This is a genomic window from Vallitalea sp. (genome assembly GCF_025211055.1).
In the GTDB taxonomy this organism is placed as follows: Bacteria; Bacillota; Clostridia; order Lachnospirales; family Vallitaleaceae; genus Vallitalea.
Genome location: NZ_JAOARO010000039.1, coordinates 1 through 19926, shown reverse-complemented (window position 1 = coordinate 19926; position 19926 = coordinate 1). Strand labels below are relative to the sequence as shown.

The 19926-nt window shown below is 31.3% G+C and carries 11 protein-coding genes; 2 read left to right on the top strand and 9 right to left on the bottom strand.

Going from position 1 to position 19926, the window contains the following annotated elements; translation table 11 throughout:
• Positions 1–41: 41 nt before the first annotated feature.
• The 7 genes from N4A55_RS05430 to N4A55_RS05400 all read right to left on the bottom strand — a co-directional run bounded on the left by N4A55_RS05430 (position 42) and on the right by N4A55_RS05400 (position 15395).
• On the bottom strand, positions 42–1373 hold the full coding sequence (locus N4A55_RS05430) for a coproporphyrinogen-III oxidase family protein (RefSeq protein ID WP_293754489.1): 1332 nt from the start codon (positions 1371–1373) through the stop codon (positions 42–44).
• A gap of 97 nt (positions 1374–1470) precedes the next feature.
• The gene (locus N4A55_RS05425) at positions 1471–2976 is read right to left on the bottom strand and encodes a B12-binding domain-containing radical SAM protein (RefSeq protein WP_293754488.1); all 1506 of its coding nucleotides are present in this window, start codon (positions 2974–2976) and stop codon (positions 1471–1473) included.
• Positions 2977–3044: 68 nt separating this feature from the next.
• The gene (locus N4A55_RS05420) at positions 3045–10808 is read right to left on the bottom strand and encodes a non-ribosomal peptide synthetase (protein WP_293754487.1); all 7764 of its coding nucleotides are present in this window, start codon (positions 10806–10808) and stop codon (positions 3045–3047) included.
• A complete protein-coding gene (locus N4A55_RS05415) occupies positions 10805–12673 on the bottom strand; it encodes a non-ribosomal peptide synthetase (protein ID WP_293754486.1) in 1869 nt (622 codons plus the stop codon). The genes N4A55_RS05420 and N4A55_RS05415 overlap by 4 nt, the downstream gene beginning before the upstream one ends.
• 6 nt (positions 12674–12679) lie before the next feature.
• Entirely contained in the window at positions 12680–13756 is a 1077-nt protein-coding gene (locus N4A55_RS05410) for a dipeptidase (RefSeq protein ID WP_293754485.1), read from the bottom strand.
• Positions 13757–13795: 39 nt separating this feature from the next.
• Positions 13796–14599 (bottom strand): class I SAM-dependent methyltransferase, encoded by an 804-nt coding sequence (locus N4A55_RS05405; protein WP_293754484.1) that lies wholly within the window; start codon positions 14597–14599, stop codon positions 13796–13798.
• Positions 14600–14615: 16 nt separating this feature from the next.
• Positions 14616–15395 (bottom strand): hypothetical protein, encoded by a 780-nt coding sequence (locus tag N4A55_RS05400; RefSeq protein WP_293754483.1) that lies wholly within the window; start codon positions 15393–15395, stop codon positions 14616–14618.
• 340 nt (positions 15396–15735) lie between these two features.
• On the opposite strand from N4A55_RS05400, the gene iorA reads away from it, so the two are divergent.
• Positions 15736–17541 (top strand): indolepyruvate ferredoxin oxidoreductase subunit alpha, encoded by a 1806-nt coding sequence (gene iorA / locus N4A55_RS05395; RefSeq protein ID WP_293754482.1) that lies wholly within the window; start codon positions 15736–15738, stop codon positions 17539–17541.
• A gap of 67 nt (positions 17542–17608) precedes the next feature.
• Positions 17609–18244 carry an indolepyruvate oxidoreductase subunit beta gene (locus N4A55_RS05390; protein ID WP_293754481.1) on the top strand — a complete coding sequence of 212 codons (636 nt, stop codon included), beginning with the start codon at positions 17609–17611 and terminating at the stop codon, positions 18242–18244.
• A gap of 51 nt (positions 18245–18295) precedes the next feature.
• Here the strand turns inward: N4A55_RS05390 and N4A55_RS16850 are convergent, their stop codons facing one another.
• Positions 18296–18679, bottom strand: coding sequence for a group II intron maturase-specific domain-containing protein (locus N4A55_RS16850; protein WP_330666323.1), 384 nt, complete (start codon positions 18677–18679; stop codon positions 18296–18298).
• Positions 18680–18837: 158 nt separating this feature from the next.
• Positions 18838–19704 carry a group II intron reverse transcriptase/maturase gene (ltrA, locus tag N4A55_RS16845; protein WP_330666322.1) on the bottom strand — a complete coding sequence of 289 codons (867 nt, stop codon included), beginning with the start codon at positions 19702–19704 and terminating at the stop codon, positions 18838–18840.
• Positions 19705–19926 lie beyond the last annotated feature (222 nt).

Genomic DNA, 19926 nt, shown 5'->3' with positions numbered 1-19926 from the left:
AATTAGCACTAGCCTTATTTTATAATTCTATATTATTCGGTCTACACTATTTTAAACTTTTCCTCATGAAACTCATAATAAACACTTCTTCGCCATTTCTTACCCAAATCTGTTAATCTAATTTCAGAATTATCAATTTCTATTAATCCATAATTAAGTAGCTTGTCAAATATATTTTTAAATTCTTCTAATGGTTCAGCACCAAAACGTTTTACAAATTCACTTATTTTCACTACTTCAGAATACAAATTATGTATAATATAGCGTTCCATAAAATTACGTTCTGTCGCATGAACTGAAATACTGTCCACTTCAAAAAGCTTTCCATTCATGATTTGCTTTTTAAATAATTCTGATGAATTTGTAACCCTAAATTGAAAACCATTTATAAATCCACAAGCTCCTGCTCCTAAAGCAATAATATCTGTACTGTCATTGCAGGATACTTTTACATATTGCTGAACATGCCCATCTTTTGTAAATATTCCACGGACTCTTTCAGAATACTTATTTTCATTTAATAAAGAACAAGCATAACGATACCATTGATTTACAACATCTACTTCATGCTGTTTTGGTAATTTCCCTCTCTTTATTAACCTGTCTGCATTACTTCCCTCGTACACCATATAATCTCCAGCACTTATGCTTTCTGGTGCATATTCTAATATACTATTTAAATCCTCTTTCCATTGTTGAAAAGTTTGGCCTGGTACATTGTACAGTAAATCAACATTAACTGTATGAAAACCAATATCAATTGCATTTTCTACAGCTTTGCTACCAATTTCACTGTTATGAGAAGTATTTAAAGCTTGTAAAACAGATGGTATTTTACTCTGATATCCAATAGATACTCGAGTTACCCCATATTCTTTCACGCTCTCCAAATACTCACGAGTAAAATCAATTGGATTACCTTCTAAATTAATCTCAATATCTGATACTACCTGAAATATACTCTTAATTTCATCGATAAGACGTTTAACCTGCCTGCTTGATAATAAAGATGCCGTACCACCTCCTATATAAACAGCTGCACAAGTTGCATTGCGAAAACGTACCTTATTGGAATATCCATGCATTTGCCTTATCAAGCATTCTACATACTCATCCATAAATGCTTCCTTATCATCGCAGTGTGGTAAAAAACCACGAAAACAGCAACAGGAGTTACATCTTGTTCTGCAATAAGGAATTGAAATATAAATTGTAAATAACGAGATATATTTCATTTTTTGGTCAAGTTTAAGATCTTCTTTAATTGAAATACTTTTTCCACCCTCTAAATCTTTTAGTGGAGGATAATAAAAAAAATTAATTTTAGGCTCTTCCTTATAAGGAAGTTGAATATCTTTTTCTTTATATGTCATCCTGATTCTCTCCTTAAACTTTTCTACTTTCCTAACTTTTACTATAGTGCGAAATTAATTCATTAATATGACTCTAATAATTAATATACTATAAATTTTATGAAAGAAGTTTATTCATGTATGAATGATACATATCCCTCCTTTTTTTATTTGCATCATATAAAATGTCTTTCTTTTGAGTGTTTAACAATTCTTCACTACTATATCCAATAGAACGCAGACGTGAATATACTGCCCAGTCTGCAATTGGATTTTCTTTATGAAATACTTCTTGTATCTTTCTGGTAATTGTTTCCGCTCGGTTCTTGTCCATAAATTCATTTTCCCATTGCGGTCCCTCCGTGGATATACCTCTACCTAATGTTGGTCCAGTTATTGTGTAACCGTATTTTGCTGGATTCCTAGCAATTTTAGACAGTGGAGCATTTGGATTATATGTTGAAGCCCTTATATTCAAAGGACTAAACATCACATCATCAATGGGACAATCTTCCCTTTGTAGCCATTCAACCGTTTTCCATATTGATTCTTCAGATTCTCCAGGTAAGCCAACAATAAATGAACCTGTTATTACCACCTTTCCTTTCCATGCTTCATGTATGTAATATAAGGTTTCTTTCATTAGCTCTGGATCTAGCCCCTTTCCTACTCCCTTAGAAGCTATCGTACCAAAAGTTTCTATTCCTATAAGGATTGCTTTCAGTCCAGTCTCAAGCAGCATTTCACGCTGCTCTGGATGTGCATGAATAACATCTGCTCTACCATATCCTGTCCATTCTATCTGAAATGGAAGTGACGTTATCATCTTATGTAAGTCTTTAACCTTTTTATGAGTATCATTAAAGGTATCATCACAAAACATGTAACCAGTTGTTTTAAACTTTTCATAGTTATATAGCATTTCTTCCCTAATTGAGTCAACCGTTCGGACGTATTCTCCTACTTTTTTATGAAGCGGATTAGCACAAAATATACAACGATAGATACATCCTCTGGCAATTTCAATAGGAAGGTGTTCATTTTCAAATATATAATCATTATCTTCCCATTTAATATTTGCATTGTCAAAATCATGATAAGGATAGTCCTCTGCCCTTATTACCTTACCAACCAGGCCATCTATGGTTTTCAGTGGTTCACCATATTTCAAATGCTTTGCAAGTGCAACGACACTAGTATCTGACATACCCCAAAACCAATAATCGACTCCCTCCAAAGATGTATTATCGGTACGACCTCCTCCTAATACAATTTTAATCTTCTGGTTTTTTCTTCGAAAAACAGCAAACATTTCTTCCACAAATTCATCATTTTGAGGTAAATGTCCTGAGTAGCGATTCTGCTTGCTTCTATCAAGCCTCTCCAAAGACCTTTTATCTGTATTTTTAATTAATAAAGTTGTTGAAAAACTAACAAAGAGAGTATTCTCATCAATAAATTTATCTGCAATAGATTCTATATCTTTTAAGGATAAATCTGCAAGGAACTCTATCACTTGTGTACTATAACCTGCTTTACGTAATTCGGTTGCTACACGGTAACTGCCTGCATATCTTCCAAAACCTATAACTCCGTTAACATCCGTAAAGATCAAAACATTCATACTATCCTCCTATATTTGTGTAAGACATATTATTAAGATTCTGCAACCCTTAATAGAACATAAAATCATTAATAATTTTCTTTAAACTCATCAATAATTTCCTTTGGTATAATATAATCTTTGCAACAAAGTTCTGCTGCGGTACATCCTAATTCTCTTAATTTCTTATAATGTAAATGACATGTTTCAATATCAAGTTGTCCAATAATCGGCTTTAACTCGTTAAACTTATCAGTAAGAATGCTTGAATATACACATCCCATAATTTCATCATCATAATTACGGTAATGCACCATATTGGAATATAGTCTGCCTTCTTCTTCACCAGATGGCATATATCTAATTTCATGTATAGGCTGCACTAATTTTAAAATACCTGCTTCTGTAAACAAAATATCCTTCTGGCTTTCAAGACGATCAAAAGCTTGTTCAATATTATAGCAATGAGGAGCGGAATCATCTATAATTATTGTTCCTGCTCTTAATTTATCGACCTTAAGAATATTTTCTACGTTTACAGCTCCAATCATAAAAGTTGCATCATAAAATTCATCAGGAACATCTGCCTTCGAAATTACTATTTTGATTTCACCTTGAAATTTACATGTCTCTTCTAATTCTTTCTTAATTTCTAATAAATATTGATCCTTGCCATATACATCACAAAGAATGATTTCTTTAGGATGTGGTAAAACTAGAAGCATTAATCTTAAAGAATTAAGTCCAATGGATCCAACACCAAGGAGTCCAATTTTTTCTTCTATTAAGTTTCTTTCCGTTAGTATAAGGATTTTCTCAATGCAAAACACTACTGCTGATACTGTTGTTGCATGACCAGTAGAAACCATCGGCTTACCTTCTCGTTCCTTCATTTGATCCACCAGACTCTTGCCATACTCAGTAGCGGAAGGTAATAATCCTGTTAAACATACTGTTCTTGCTCCTATCTGTTGTGCTGTCTCTATAGCATCAATTAGATAATCATGTAATTTATCAGTATCTGCATATATTTCACTAACAAATACAGGCAAGGTCAACAATGCGATACAACCTAAAGGTGTATCCAATAGTTTTCTAATCTGGGCTTTATCCTTCATGTAATCATATTTTATTTTATTATAAGAGATGCCTAAATTCAGTAAACTATCTGGCAGATAACCTATAGCAACTGCATTAACCTTCTTTATCTGATTCTGAGTTACTAATTTTTTCAGAGACGTTTGTTTATGAACCAGATAGTTCAGTTGATTCTTTGATGTTATTTTAAAATTAGCTTTTGGACATGCCACCTGTCTAAATCCTATTTTTCTTTCCTTGATTGCTTCTGATAGCTCTGATATACTTGGATTAGCGAGAAGCATATGTACTGAAATATCAATGTGCATTTCAGTTGCTATTTTTGCAATTAAGCACATAGCCTGAATGGAATGTCCTCCCAAGTCATAAAAACTATCATCTATTCCTATGTCTTCTACTAAGAGCACTTCTTTCCAAATTCTACATAGGGTTTTTTCTAAAGAATTTCTAGGTGCCCTAAATTCATTTTTCATTATACTTCTATTCTTTGAAGGTTTTGGTAATGCTTTTATATCGACCTTACCATTCTGATTCAATGGTAGATGTTCTAGCTCTACAAAATAAGTTGGTATCATATACTCAGGTAATTTTGTATATAAATAGCTTCGGATACTTTTATAATCAAGAGTATTTGGATATTCCATTATAATATAAGCAGCTAATTCCTGAATTGTTTCATCTTTTCTTGCAATAACTACAACATCCTTAACATTATCATATTGCTTAATCGCTTTTTCAACTTCACCTGTTTCTATTCTAAATCCTCTTATTTTAACTTGATTATCTAATCTACTTAAATACTCAATCCTGCCATCTGGTAGATAGCGCCCTAAATCCCCCGTCTTATAAAGCCTTACATTATAATTATCTTTCTTTTTGATGAATAATTTGTCTGTTTGTCCTTTATCATTCAAATAGCCTCTGCCAATGCAGATTCCTTCCACGATAAGCTCTCCACTTACTCCAATTGGAACCTCCTCAAGCTTATGGTTCATAATATAGATTTTTGTATTTCGTATTGGTCTGCCAATAGGTACTATAGGATACTCATTTTCCTGCCAATGACATATGATATTATGTGTAATATCATCAGAACACTCTGTAGGTCCATAAGCATTTACAACTGGAATATCCTGATACAAGCTAAACCACTCCCTGCATAAATCCATTGGAAATGCTTCTCCAGTTACAATTAAATATTTTAAATCAGCTAATTTTTCTTTTTGAATTACACCTATATTTATACTATCTATAATCACCCGCATTAAGGAAGGAACAATCTCCAGAATATTAATCCTTCTATTATGTATGAAATTTACTAATTCCAATGGTTCCATAATCAGATTATCTTGGGCAATTTCTACTCTTCCACCAACCATAATTGCAGCAAGAAACTGCCATATGGATATATCAAAACATTGGGACGATGTTTGTGCAATAATGCTTTCATCATTAAGGTTTAACTCTTCAACTTTTGCATATAGATGATTTATCATACCAAGCTGTTCAATCATAGCTCCTTTAGATTTCCCTGTTGATCCAGATGTATAAATAACATAAGCTAAATCATTTAGTGAATAGTCCAACTCAAGATTAAAAGAATCGTTCTTCAGTATATCTAATCTCTCCAGTATCAGTACTTTTGGTTTATTACATTCCTTCATTACTTCAATAGTATCCATTATGATAGGAAGAAACTCCTCATCTACTATTACTATATCACTACGACTTTGTTCTAGAATCTGTTTTAACCGTACTAATGGCCATTCTGGATGCAATGGAAGATATACTCCCCTTGCCTTGAAAATAGATAATATAGCTGTTAAAAACGCTACATTTCTTCTAGCAAGTATTGCAATAATAGATTCTGTTGATTTTTTATTGTTTCGTAATAACCGAGCAATACAATTGGCTTTTTTATTCAATAAATCATATGTTATCTTTCTGGTTCCATCTGCTACAGCTACCTTATCTGGAGTAAGCAATACCTGATGTTCAAATAATTCTTGGAAAGTGCTATAGCTATACTCTTTTATATTTTGGTTATTCCAGATAGTTAATTGTTCTTTGTCCTGTACTGAAACAATAGAGTGATTCACATATACTTGATTAGGATAACTAGTAATACTCTCCAAAACAAATAGAAAATATTGGTGTATATGGTTAATCTGCTTTTCAGTAAAATCATTTGCATTATAATCAAAAGATAGTAATATATCAGAGTTTTTCCAATCCATTGAAAACTGGACAGTTAACGGAAAATAGGTTTGATCGGTAGCCTTAATATTTATAATATTAAATTCTTCATCCTGAAACTGTTGATATGGATAAAAATGAACAAAATTAAATACTACGTCAAACATCACTCCATCTTGATCTAATTGTATTTGAGCTAAAGGATAACGTCGGTATGGTAATATTTGTGTTTCTTCTTTATAAACTCTTCTTATAAGGTCGCTATAGCTTTCCTCCATTTCAGATATACGTAACGGTACTGTATTCAAAAATAGTCCAACAACCCGATCTCCGTCTTTCTGCTCTAGCCTACCATTTAATAAGACTCCAGTAACAATATCTGCTTGTCCGTTTAATATCTGCATAACACGTATATGTGCAGCTAATAGAACACTTTTTACTGGTACCTTCAGCATCTTAGCTATTTTTTTCACTCCTAAACTGATTTTTAATGGAACTTCTGCTTTTTTTCTTACAAGTTGTTGCTTTCTTTTATCATTACAATCAAACGACCATCTTGGTAACAGTGTCTTTTCACAATTATGTAATCTGCTATCCCAGAATTCTTTTGCTTCAGAGGAGTTTAATACAGCTATCTCTTTTGCAACATATCCTCTATATGTACTTGACATTTTTTTATATGGTATATAATCTCCATCTTTACAAATCTTTTTATAATACTCAAATATAGTAGTTGCTATAATTGAAACGCTAAATCCATCTAAGAACGGTTCAACAATAGTGAAATGAAACGTAGAATTAGATAATAAATGAAGATAAAATCTAAATAACGGGGCTTTATTCCAATCAAAGGTTCGTTTTTTTTCTTCTTCCATCCATTTTTCTATAATTAACGATTGTTCACTCTGTTCATTGTTCCTTAAATCAACCAATGTTATATGAGCTTTAATATTTTTGTATACTAGCTGCATCGGTCTGCTATAATTAATCAAATCAAAAGCAGTCCTCAGCATTGGCTGTTCATCCATGACATATTGTAATGCTGTCAAAAAAGCATTATAATTAAAATGAGCTAATATTTTAAAACTTGTAATATACGCCGAATATTCAGATTGTCTGCTATGATAAGCTAAGCCTGTCTGAAGCATCGTCATTGGATATGCGTCTTCCAAATCATCTGGCAACTTCTTATAATCATAGTCTGAGACAAAGGAAAACTGTGTGGTTATATCTAAATTTTCAATATTATTCTTATCCCATCTCACATTACTAAGTATTGCTGATATCGTATGATAATTAAATATATCTTGTACCGATAGGTGAATCCCCTTTTCATTTGCCTTATATACAATTTGAATACTACGTATTGAGTCGCCGCCCAAGTGGAAATAATCATCATTAATCCCTACTTTATTTAGTTTTAACACCTCTTTCCATATATTTGCAAATATTCTTTCCTCCTTTGTTTTAGGCTCAATATACTTATTTCTTACAACTGGTTGTATATTCTTTGGAATATGTAAAGCCAGACGATCAACTTTTCCATTATGAGTCAACTTTAGTTCATCAACAAATACATAATATGCTGGACACATATAATCAGGAAGATACGAAATTAGATAATCTCTTATGTCACTTTCTAAAACAAAATCCTGCTTACAAATAATAAAAGCTACCAACATATTTTCACTACTATCATTATTAGTAGTTACTACTGCTTCACTGATGTAAGGGTGTTTTCTCAATGCATTTTCGATTTCTCCCAATTCTACTCTAATACCACGTATTTTAACCTGATTATCAATCCTACTAATAAATTCAATATTACCGTTCTCTAAAAATCTAGCTTTATCACCTGTACGATAAAGTTTAGAGCTACATCCTTCCTTTATGGTATTATTAATAAACTTTTCAGTTGTAAGCTCTTTTTTATTCCAATATCCTCTTGCTAAATTAGTACCTCCTATATAAATTTCTCCAGAAGCACCTATTGGAACTGGTCGCTGTTTTTCATCCAATATGTATATCTGTGTATTAGCAATCGGTTTCCCAATTGGAACAATTCCATAATTATTTTCAGGAGTGCATCTATACCACGTTACATCTATAGCAGCTTCCGTTGGACCATATAGATTATATAATTCTGCTTTTAAATACTTATAAAACATTTTCTGGAGTTTGTATGATAGTACTTCACCACTACAGATAACGTATTTTAAGTATAAATTGCATTTTTCTACTTCTGGTGTCTCCAAAAAAATCCTAAGCATCGATGGGACAAAATGTATAACATTTATTTTATGGTCTAATATGGTATTCAATATATAAATATTATCACGATGCCCTTGTGGCTTTGCCATTATCAATTGCGCCCCAACAATAAGTGGCCAGAAAAATTCCCAAACAGACACATCAAAACTATACGTTGTCTTTTGAAGAATCCTATCAGTTGGCCTTAAATGAAAGGTATCCTGCATCCATAATATTCTATTACAAATACCCTTATGTACATTCATGGTTCCTTTCGGCTGACCAGTGGAACCAGAGGTATAAATCATATAAGCCATATTTTCTGGTGATATTTCTAACTCCAAATTCTCATTACTATATTCATCTATTAGATTCCAATCTTTATCTAAAAATATGACCTTTGAAGGTATTGTAGATATTTTATCCTCAAACTCCTTTAATGTAAGTACATATGTTGCTGCTGAATCATGAATCATATACTCTATTCTTTGCATTGGATAATTAGGATCAATAGGAACATAGGCGGCACCTGCTTTCATAATTCCCAATAATCCTATTATCATTTCAAGGGAACGGTTCATCATGATACAGACACAGGTATCCGTTGAAACCCCATGAATATGAAGATAATGTGCCAGCTGATTTGCCCTATAATTAAGCTCTTGATAGGTAAGCTTTCTTTCAGTTTTTGTATCACTTAATGCTATAACCGCTACAGAATTTCTAAATCTATCTACACTATCCTCAAAAAGCTTATGTAAAACTTTATTTTGATGATATTTCTTAGCTGTCTGATTCCAAGTATCAACTACCATTTCTCTCTCTTGATCTGAAATTACCTGCAAGGAGTCAATCTCTTCCTCTTTATTGAATACAATACTGTTAAGTAATACTTCAAAATTTGTTAAAAATCTTTTTATCGTTAATCTACTATATAAATGGGTATTATATTCTATATCTAGAGTATATTCCCCATTTCTTTCATTCACAAATAAAGTTAAATCAAATTTAGATTTTTCAAAGTCAGTAAGATAATAGTTAAAATCTAAATTTAATTTATCAGAATGTACTATCTCATAATTTTCCTGCGCAATTAATATATTAAATATAGGATTCCTTTGTAGATTCCTGTCAAGTTTCATGCTTTCTACCAATTTGATAAAAGGAACTTCGCTATATTCCATAGAATCCTGTAGCTCTTTTTTTGTATAATCCAACAGTTGGCTAAATGTAAGATTACCTTTTATATGCAGACGAAGAGGTACAGAATTAACAAAATATCCTACCGTATTTTTTGTTCTATAATTTCGATTTGCCTGTAAGCATCCAATAACAAAATCATCTTGACTAGTATAATGATATAACAGAACTTCAAAAGCGGTGAGTATAATTTGGAAAACAGAGGCATTTGAATCCTTTCCAATACTTTTTAATCCATTCATTAATTCTAGTTTGATTGGTAGACATTCAATGCTACCAGAATATGATGTAGTATTTGCTATAACCTTATTTGTAAATAGCTCTAAATACTGGGGTACTCCTTGTAACTTCTTCTTCAAAGAATTAATCTTTTTATCTAAAGCACCACTCTCAATCATTTTTCTTTGGTTTTCAACATACTCCTGATAGGTATTTTTACTGGCTAAACAAGAAGATTCAACTCCAAAATTAATAGCTTCATAGATTTTCATTAAATCCTTAGTAAGTATGTTCATAGACCATCCATCTGAAATAATATGATGCATTGTCATCTGTAAAATAGAATTTTCTGAATCCAGAATCCAAAGTTTAGGCCGAAACAAAACATCATCCGTTAAATCAAAAGGTATCTGTGCTTCTTTTTGGATTAACGCTTTTGCCTTTTTCTTTCTCTCGTCCTCTGATATACTACTTAAATCTACAACTGGTAAATCAATTTCATAATTTTTAAGTATCGTCTGCATAGGCATACCGTTTACAACCACTAATTTCGTAAGCAAAATCTCATGTTTTTCCAATAGCTTATTTAAAGCAACCTTAAGCTTATCCTTCTCTATATATCCATTCATATAAATGGCTCCTGGTACGTTATATAATGAAGAATTAGGATTCAATCTATCAAAAAACCACATTTGCTCTTGATTGTAAGATAAGCAAAATTTGTCAGCTGATAGCTCCGTAATAATATAAGGCTTATCTTTTTTTAGATTCTCTAGCATTTCATCCGTAAGTATTGTCTCTGGTCCTTCATAATGCAACTCATTTTCTGATAACCAAAATCTTATATTTAATTTTGAATATTTTTGTATTATACTTTTTTGCTCTTTCATAACACACCTCTATGATATTTAATGGTATCATGGACTTTACCATTACTCTTTTGCTTTTCTATATAATCTGACCATTCCATTACTGTAGGATATTTATATACATAGGAAAGTGGAATATTAATATTGTAACTATCATAAATCTGCGATATAATGTGGAACATTGTAATAGAATTACTGCTAAAATCAAACAAACTATGTTTTATACCTATTTTATCTATGTGTAATACCGTCTTACATATATCCAAAAGGATCTGATCTGTTTCATTACGTGGTTTAATAATTTCTTTTTCATCTTCCAGAATCAATTCATACTTTTCTAAAGCAATACGATTAATTTTACCATTGGGTGTAAGTGGAAATTCTTTTAAAGATATATAATAACTAGGTATCATATATTTTGGTAATTTTTTTTTGAAATATTTTTTTAATTCTTTTTGATTAACACTCATTTTTTCTTTTTTTATATAAAACAAGATAAGATTCTTAACGTCAAATATTTCTCTAGACATTACAACTGCTTCTAACACACCTTGAAATTGAAGTGCAATCAATTCAATTTCCTTAGGTTCAATACGAACTCCGTTAATCTTTATTTGATGGTCGGATCTCCCTATATATTCAATGTTACCTTCATAATTATATCTACAAATATCTCCTGTTTTAAACATTATCTTAATTTCTTGATTGTAACGGGTCGTATTTTGAATGAATGCTTTATCATTTACTTCTGGTTTATTTAAATACCCCATAGTAAGCTGTGGTCCGCTTATATATAAAAAACCATTTTCATTATTTTGAACTGGTTTATATTTTTCATTCAAAATACTTAGTCTCATATTACCAATTGATTTGCCAATTGGAACAATATGATAATTATCTCCACTCTCAACTGGAATTTCATAAGTAGCTACAATCCCAGTAGTTTCAGTCATTCCATACATATTGACGTATCTAACATCTTTATCTAATAGTTTCCTAAATCTATCTGATATAGTTGATATAAGAGCCTCACTAGCCGATAAAACCATTCGCAATTTATTTTCTAATAATTCTGTTCTTGCATCATGCTGCATATTTTCTAAGAATTTTATACAGTTCTTGACATAAGTTGGAACTAGATCAATAATTGTCACATTTTGAAATTTAATAAGTTGGAAGAAGAGTTGTGGATTTAATTTATCTTCCTTTGAAGCCATAACAATCGTACATCCGCTACATAAGGGAATAAATATCTGGCGGTTTGATGAACTAAATGCTATGGAAGCAGTATGGAGATAAATATCATTTTTCTTTATTTGTAGCCTATGGGTTAATGCCTTCACGTAAGAAAATAAATTCGCATGTGAAGTCATTACTCCTTTTGGCTTCCCTGTTGTTCCGGAAGTATAAATAACGCACGCCAATTTATCTTGTGAATTTTCTATTTTACCTCTCTCTTTTTCAATAAAATAATTATTCTGTAATGCAGATTTGATGTCTATGCACTTACAAGATTCATTATTTATATCACTGTTTAAACTGTCAATATATTGACTCTTAGATATAATAAATTTCAAATCAGCATCATGAATCATATATAAAATATGCTCAGCAGGATAATTAGGATCTAATGGTACATATGCTCCACCAGCCTTTAGAATTGCTAATATACTGATAACAACATGAACGGAACTTTCCATATAAATACCTACTAAACTATTCTCATTAACCCCAATTGACATTAAATAATTAGCCAATTGACTGGATTGTTCATCAAGCTGTCTATAATTAATTCTATTATTCTCATCAATAACAGCGATTTTATCAGGTTTGCTTTGCACCTGCTTTTCAATTAACTCAAAAATGTAACCGTATTTATTCTCCATAATACATCAGTTATCCCCTTTCCACGTATCACGTATAACTCTCAACCAATTCTTATAACATACCTTTTCTATATCCTCCTGGCTGTATCCAAGCTGCTGCAAACAGTTTATTAGTTTTGGTATACCTGTAATATCCTCTATATCATCTGGTATTACTCCTCCGTCAAAATCTGATCCAAAGGAAACATGATCAATACCAATTCTGTTAATGACATATTCTATGTGTTCATTTATGATATTCATAGGTGAATTCTTTACATATTGTCCATCTGGTCTCGTATTTAAAACATCAAAAATTATACCAATATTGCCATTGCTATCTTTTACTGCATCAATCTGCCTATCGCTTAAATTCGTACTTGATTTGCAAATTGAATGAACACCCGCATGAGATACAACAATCGGAGCTTTTGATAACCGAACTGCATCAAAAAAACCTTTTTCATTAATATGTGCTAAATCAATCAATATACCCATATCATTACATTTTTTAATAAGCTCCTTTCCTGCTAGGGTTAATCCTTCCCCTATGTTACTGTCGCTAGGAAATCGAAAGGGAACCCCATAACCAAAGTCATTAGCTCTACTCCAAACTAGTCCTAAAGATCTTAATCCCTTTCTATAGTAATCTTCTAAATTACTCAAGTCTGATTTTATAGCCTCTGCTCCTTCAAAATGTAGAATTACAGATAAGTTATTAGTAAAAATGTTTTTTTCAAGTTCCTTGTAGCTTTTAATAATTTTTAAATCATGAAATTTCTTAGTTTCTTTTATTAAATACTCTAAGACATCATCAGTAAATCTCTGTGCATATTCCTGATTCAAAGCCCTAGGATAGTCAACGCTCCATCCATTTTCCACTATATGTAATCCATAACCACTTTTTCTCTCTTCTAGTTTTTCTGCAACAGCTAATATTGCAAAAAAACCTCCTTTAAAAATTGCCTTCTTTGCTTTTAAAATATCAATATGCGATTTTCCATTACTGTTATAAACATTTTCATTCAACAAAAACAGTTTTTTTAGTGTATCATTATGACCATCAATAAAAGGAATACGATTTATATAATTATTATCATACATAATAAAAATTCTCCAACTATCAATCTATTTTTTTAGAACTTAACATTTCTTATAGCCAACCGCCTCGCACCATACGATTACATCAAAGGCATCCTGGTTTTTCCCCCATTCTTTAACCGTTTTAGACAGTTCTAGTATCTCTTCTTTTGTGGTCCATCCCAACTTTAAAAAATCATTATTCATATGGCTAAGCAGTTTATCAGCTATAATTGCTCTTTTATTCGTCTGTTCAAATGTAGAATCGTATTCACAAGATGCAGTTGCTATAATATCACTAAACCCAGCTTCCCTTAATAAATACTTTTGCTTTCTCCCTACATATGCATCCCCTCCACAGTAGTTTTTATAATCACGAAAGAGTCGGAATAATCTTTCCATTTTTTCTGTATAAGGAGATAAAATAAGTGATCCCTGATCATCATCCCGTATACCAACTACCCCTCCTGGTTTTAAGACTCTATGGATTTCTGACAGTACATGAATAGGATTAGCTAAATGTTGTAATAAGGCATGTGCAAATACACTATCAAAGTAATTATCTTCAAAAGGCAGATTTTTTACATTTCCCTTCTGAAAAATAACATTTGTAACATTCTGATCCTCTGCATATTTACGTGCAGTTTCAATTTGTTCTAGCGATATATCTATACCAAATACATGACTTTGTGGATTTGTTTTAGCTAATCCTACTGTAATTGTTCCTGGACCACTTCCACAGTCAAGTATCGTATCCCCATTTTTTAAATATGGAATAAAAAATTTTGCGTTATTATATACCGATCGGTTTTTAAATAAACGGATTAATTCTTCATTATAACCTGCACTATATTGTTCATTTTTCATTCTTTATCATCCTTTGTTATACTATCTTTTTTCTACAAATTAACATCTCAATGTTATAATCACACTTATTAACTATGTATTTATTTCTTGTAGTATATGCACATGAATGAATACCCATTTCATCACATAAATTTTTAATCACAGCAAGTAAAATCTGATGTATCCCTTTATTTCGGTATTCTTTGTTTACTGATCCCCATGTCATAAATCCTATGTTATTACACATACTTACTGCTCCTCCAGCAATACATTCACCACTTCTATTCTTCACCAGTACTATATAAGTATCTACATAATCTCGCCTAAAAATTTTTTCTATGTATTTTATGTAGTCATTATCTAAATTAAAGTTATGTCTAATTATCTCTTTATAACATTCTGGAAGAATCCCGTTGAGAGTTTTAGTAATACTATATTCATATTCATCATGTAATTTAATCTTAATTGGATTTTTAAGGAAATTTATTCTAAGAGGCTCCTTTTCTATATTCCAATTATTCTCTTCGCATACTGATTTTATTTTTTTCAAATCATATCCTGAATAATTATTAATAAAATTGAAATAAGGTGTTTTTTTTACAGCCTTATTATTCCATTGAAAATTACTGAAATAATCTTCTATATATACTAAATCATTTTTTGTGATATCTTGATTCGGAAGTAATATATTTGGTGAAAAACTTGGCGTTTCCCAATTCTCTACTAAACAAAATAAGAATTTATCATTTCTATAATTATTCAAGTATCTGCCCAAAACCAAAAACTCATTCATGATTTCATTTATGCATACATTCATACTCTAACCTCTTGCTTTTACATTTTTGTAATGTTTTTATTATAAATTATCATTTTTTTCAATAATTGTCAATTTAATTTTAAATATTTTTATTTTTTATTATTTTTACATGTATTTATGTATATATTATATTATTAATACTAAATATTTTTTGTTTTTCTAAGATATATTTTGTTTTTAGATTAATTTATATTATTATGTAAAATAATATTGATATATTATTTTACATATGATAACATTTAATATATTGATTTAATTTTTTATATTTTGCTTATATTATAGATTTTATAAATAAAATGCAATATTACAAGAATTTTATAAGGGGAGAATATTATTGAAAATGGCTACCGAATTATTAATGGGAAATGAAGCAATCGCCATGGGAGCTATCACAGCTGGTGTAAACATTGTTACTGGCTATCCTGGTACACCTTCTACAGAGATATTAGAATATGTCTTTAAAAAAAACGATGGCAATATCTATGTTGAATGGTCAGTAAATGAAAAAGTTGCCCTTGAAGTGGCTGCGGGTGCTTCATATGCCGGTCTACGAAGTATGGTAACAATGAAACAGGTGGGACTTAATGTATCGTCTGATCCTCTAATGAGCTTGGCATATATCGGAGTGAATGGTGGAATGGTCATAGTTGTTGCTGACGATCCTGGACCAATTTCCTCTCAAACAGAACAAGATACCAGATTCTTTGGTATGTTTTCCAAGATCCCTGTGTTTGATCCATCTTCCCCTGAAGAAGCTTATGATATGATAAAGGATGCATTTGAATATTCGGAAAAATACAAAACCCCTGTTCTATTTAGGCCAACTACCAGAATATGTCATAGCAGTTCAATTATTAATGTTACCTTAAATAAACATACCTCAAATATAGGACATTTTCATAAAAGTCCTGATTGGTGTATTTTACCAAAATTAACATATGAAAATCATCTTAAAATCATAGACAAAGTTAAGAACATAAGTAATGATTTTTCCCACTATCGTTTCAATAATATTATTGGAACGGGTAAAATGGGTATTGTCTCTGAAGGTATTTCCTACGAATATACACGGGAGGCTTTAAAAATTATTGGTATAAAAGAAAACTCTTATAAATTACTTAAAATATCAACGCCCTACCCTTTTCCTGAAGATTTAGTAGCAAAATTTCTATCAGAAATTGATGTTGTAATTGTGATAGAAGAACTTGAGCCAGTAATAGAAAGAGAACTATTGTACATATGTGGTAAACTAAAGCTTAATAAAAATGTAAAAGGTAAACTATCTAATTATGTCCCACAGGCTGGCGAGAATTCTATTAAATCAATTATTCAGGCGTTATCCCAATATTTTAATATATCTTTGGACAAGTATAGAGCTTTAGCTTTACCTAAGTTACCCAAAAGACCCCCAACCTTATGTGCTGGATGTCCACATAGAGCTTCCTTTTATGCCGTTAAACAGGCTACACTTGGACATAAAGCTGTTTTTTCTGGAGATATCGGCTGTTATACGTTGGGAAATACAATGCCACTTGATATGGTAGATACTTGCTTATGCATGGGGGCAGGTGTAACAATCTCTCAAGGTCTTCATAGAGCAGAGCCTGATACTGTTAATTTTGCTTTTATTGGGGATTCAACATTTTTTCATAGTGGTATAACAGGGATTGTGAATGCAATTTATAATAAAACAGATATTATCGTTATTATTCTTGATAATTCAACAACTGCAATGACAGGTCATCAGCCTACTCCCGAAACAGGTTTTACTATGATGAAAGAAAAATCTACACATATAGATATCTCAAAAGTTTTAACAGGATTAGGACTAACCTATATTAAAATAATTAATCCTTTTCAATTAGATAAAGCAATTAAAACTGTATCCGATGCAATCACTCAAACTGGGGTAAGAGCCATCATATTAAAAGCACCTTGTGTAGCACTTGCAGCATCTCAAAAATGTTGCTACATTAACAACAAATGTATTAACTGCCAAAAGTGTTTAGATGAAATAGGCTGTCCTGCAATTAGTAAGTTAAATGGAAAAGTTGAAATTGATAATACTTTATGTATCGGTTGCGGAGTCTGTAGCTATGTATGCCCTGTTGGAGCTATATATACAAGTAAAAAACACAAAAATTAGTTAAGTAATAGATAATACTTTTTGTGAAAAGTACTTAAAATTATATAGAGAGGATATAAAAAAAGATATGATAAATTGTTTATTGACCGGAGTCGGAGGTCAAGGGATATTGTTAGCATCAAAATTATTAGCAACTACATATATGGAAAAAGAAAAAATGGTTCGTATAGCAGATACCATTGGAATGGCTCAGCGTGGTGGAAGTGTAGTATGTCATATCAGGGCTGGTGATATTATTTATTCTCCTCTAATTCCAATTAAATCCGCAGATATCCTAATGGGTTTTGAACCAGCAGAAACTGTTAGAAGACTTCCTTATTTGAAGAAAGATGGCTATATTATTACAAGTACAAATCCTATTAATCCTAGTTATAATTCAATTAATGATTATAATAGCTTAGCGTTAATAGACTATTTAGAAAATAATTATACTAATATAGTTAAAGTGGACGTAAATAGCATTACAAGAGAATGTAAATCATCAAAAGTTATAAACATTATTATAATAGGTGTAGCAATAGGTTGTAATGCATTGAATATTTCATTTGAGGATATGAAAGATGCTATGAAACTAATTATTCCTCAAAAATATTTAGCTATAAATGAATATGCGCTTGAAATAGCATATAGCTTAACAAGTAAGAAAAAACCATCAACATACTTTACACATTACACATCGAGTAGGAGGAATATCATTAATTGATATTCCGACCTCTCACACCACCGTACATACGGACCCGTATACGGCGGTTCTTTAGTTTTCACATATTTTCGAGTAATAGTCAGTCATAGTCATATATCCTAGATTGACTATTTCTTTATTTGTAAGTACACTATTTAACATTATTGTAGAACGCCATATTCCCTTTCTACAGTTTGCAAATTCATGTACCTTCCATTCGGGTATGTTGTATTTCTTAATCATTTTATACCTAGTTTTCACTTTCTTCCATTGTTTCCAATAGATTGCTCGGATTCTTCGCCTTAGCCATTCATCTGTTCTTTTCAGTATTACTTTCATATCTGCTAATTTATAATAATTCAACCAACCCATTATATATTGTTTTAGTTTTAGGATTCTATACTCATTTCCCCAACCATTACTTCTCTTTGTTAGTTCTTTAAGTTTTTGTTTCATTTTATTTATGCTTTTCTTGTGTATCCTTAGTCTACACTTTCCTTTCCATCTATAAAATGTATATCCTAAAAATTTCACTTTGCTTATATGTGCCACTACTGTTTTATCTGTATTTACTTTTAAAAACAGCTTCTTTTCTATAAATACTATTATTGACTTTAGTACTCTTTTGGCACCTCGCTTGCTTTTACAAAATATAAGTCATCTGCATATCTTACGTATCGATGCCCTCTTTTAGTTAGTTCTTTATCTAGTTCATTTAGCATTATATTACTTAGTAATGGACTGAGTGGACCACCTTGTGGTACTCCTTTTTCTGTTTTCTCAAATACTCCATTATTTATTACTCCTGCATTCAAATATTTGTGTATGAGTGATATAACTCTATTATCTTTTATTGTTCTTGATATTATTTCTATTAGTTTGCTCTGACACACCATGTCAAAGAATTTCTCTAAGTCCATATCTACCACATATGCATATCCCTCATCTACATTCTCTTTACATTTCTTTAATGCCCCATGTGCACTTTTATTTGGTCTAAATCCATAGCTATTTTCTGAAAACTGCTTTTCATAGATTGGTGATAATACCCCAGTTATTGCTTGTTGTATTACTCTATCTACTACTGTTGGTATTCCTAATTTTCTTACTTTACCCTTTTCTTCTTTTGGTATTTCTACTCTACGGACTGGATTAGGTTTATATTTTCCTTCTCTTATTTGCTCGATTAAAGTAGTTTTGTTATCTCTAAGAAACGTTAGAAGTTCATCTACGCTCATCTTATCAATTCCTCCACTACCTTTATTAGATTTTACCTTTTTATAAGCCTTATTTAGATTATTTCTGTCTAAAATCTTTTCTAGCAATTCCGCATCTTGACAATCTGTGATGTGATGGTTGTTTTCAGCAATCTTCTCATGAATCAACACTTCTACATACTCTTTCGATTCCGTCGATACCATTTGTAGATAGTCTTCTCTATGAAGTTTTCTGTTTTTGTCTCCATGTTCAGTTACTTTCATTTACTCATCTCTCCTAAAGTTCCGTCCTTCCTTTAACATTTGCAACTGTTAAAGTACTATGACTTCTGCTGACTTCTTACGATAAATCTTGTTTCAACCATAACTACGAATGTTATATCGTTTATGTTATGTCCGTAAGACCTCCCCAGGTAAGAACACAATCTTCCTCTCCATATATCTGCCATATATACAATTACTATTTCCGAGTAGTTATTGGACTTT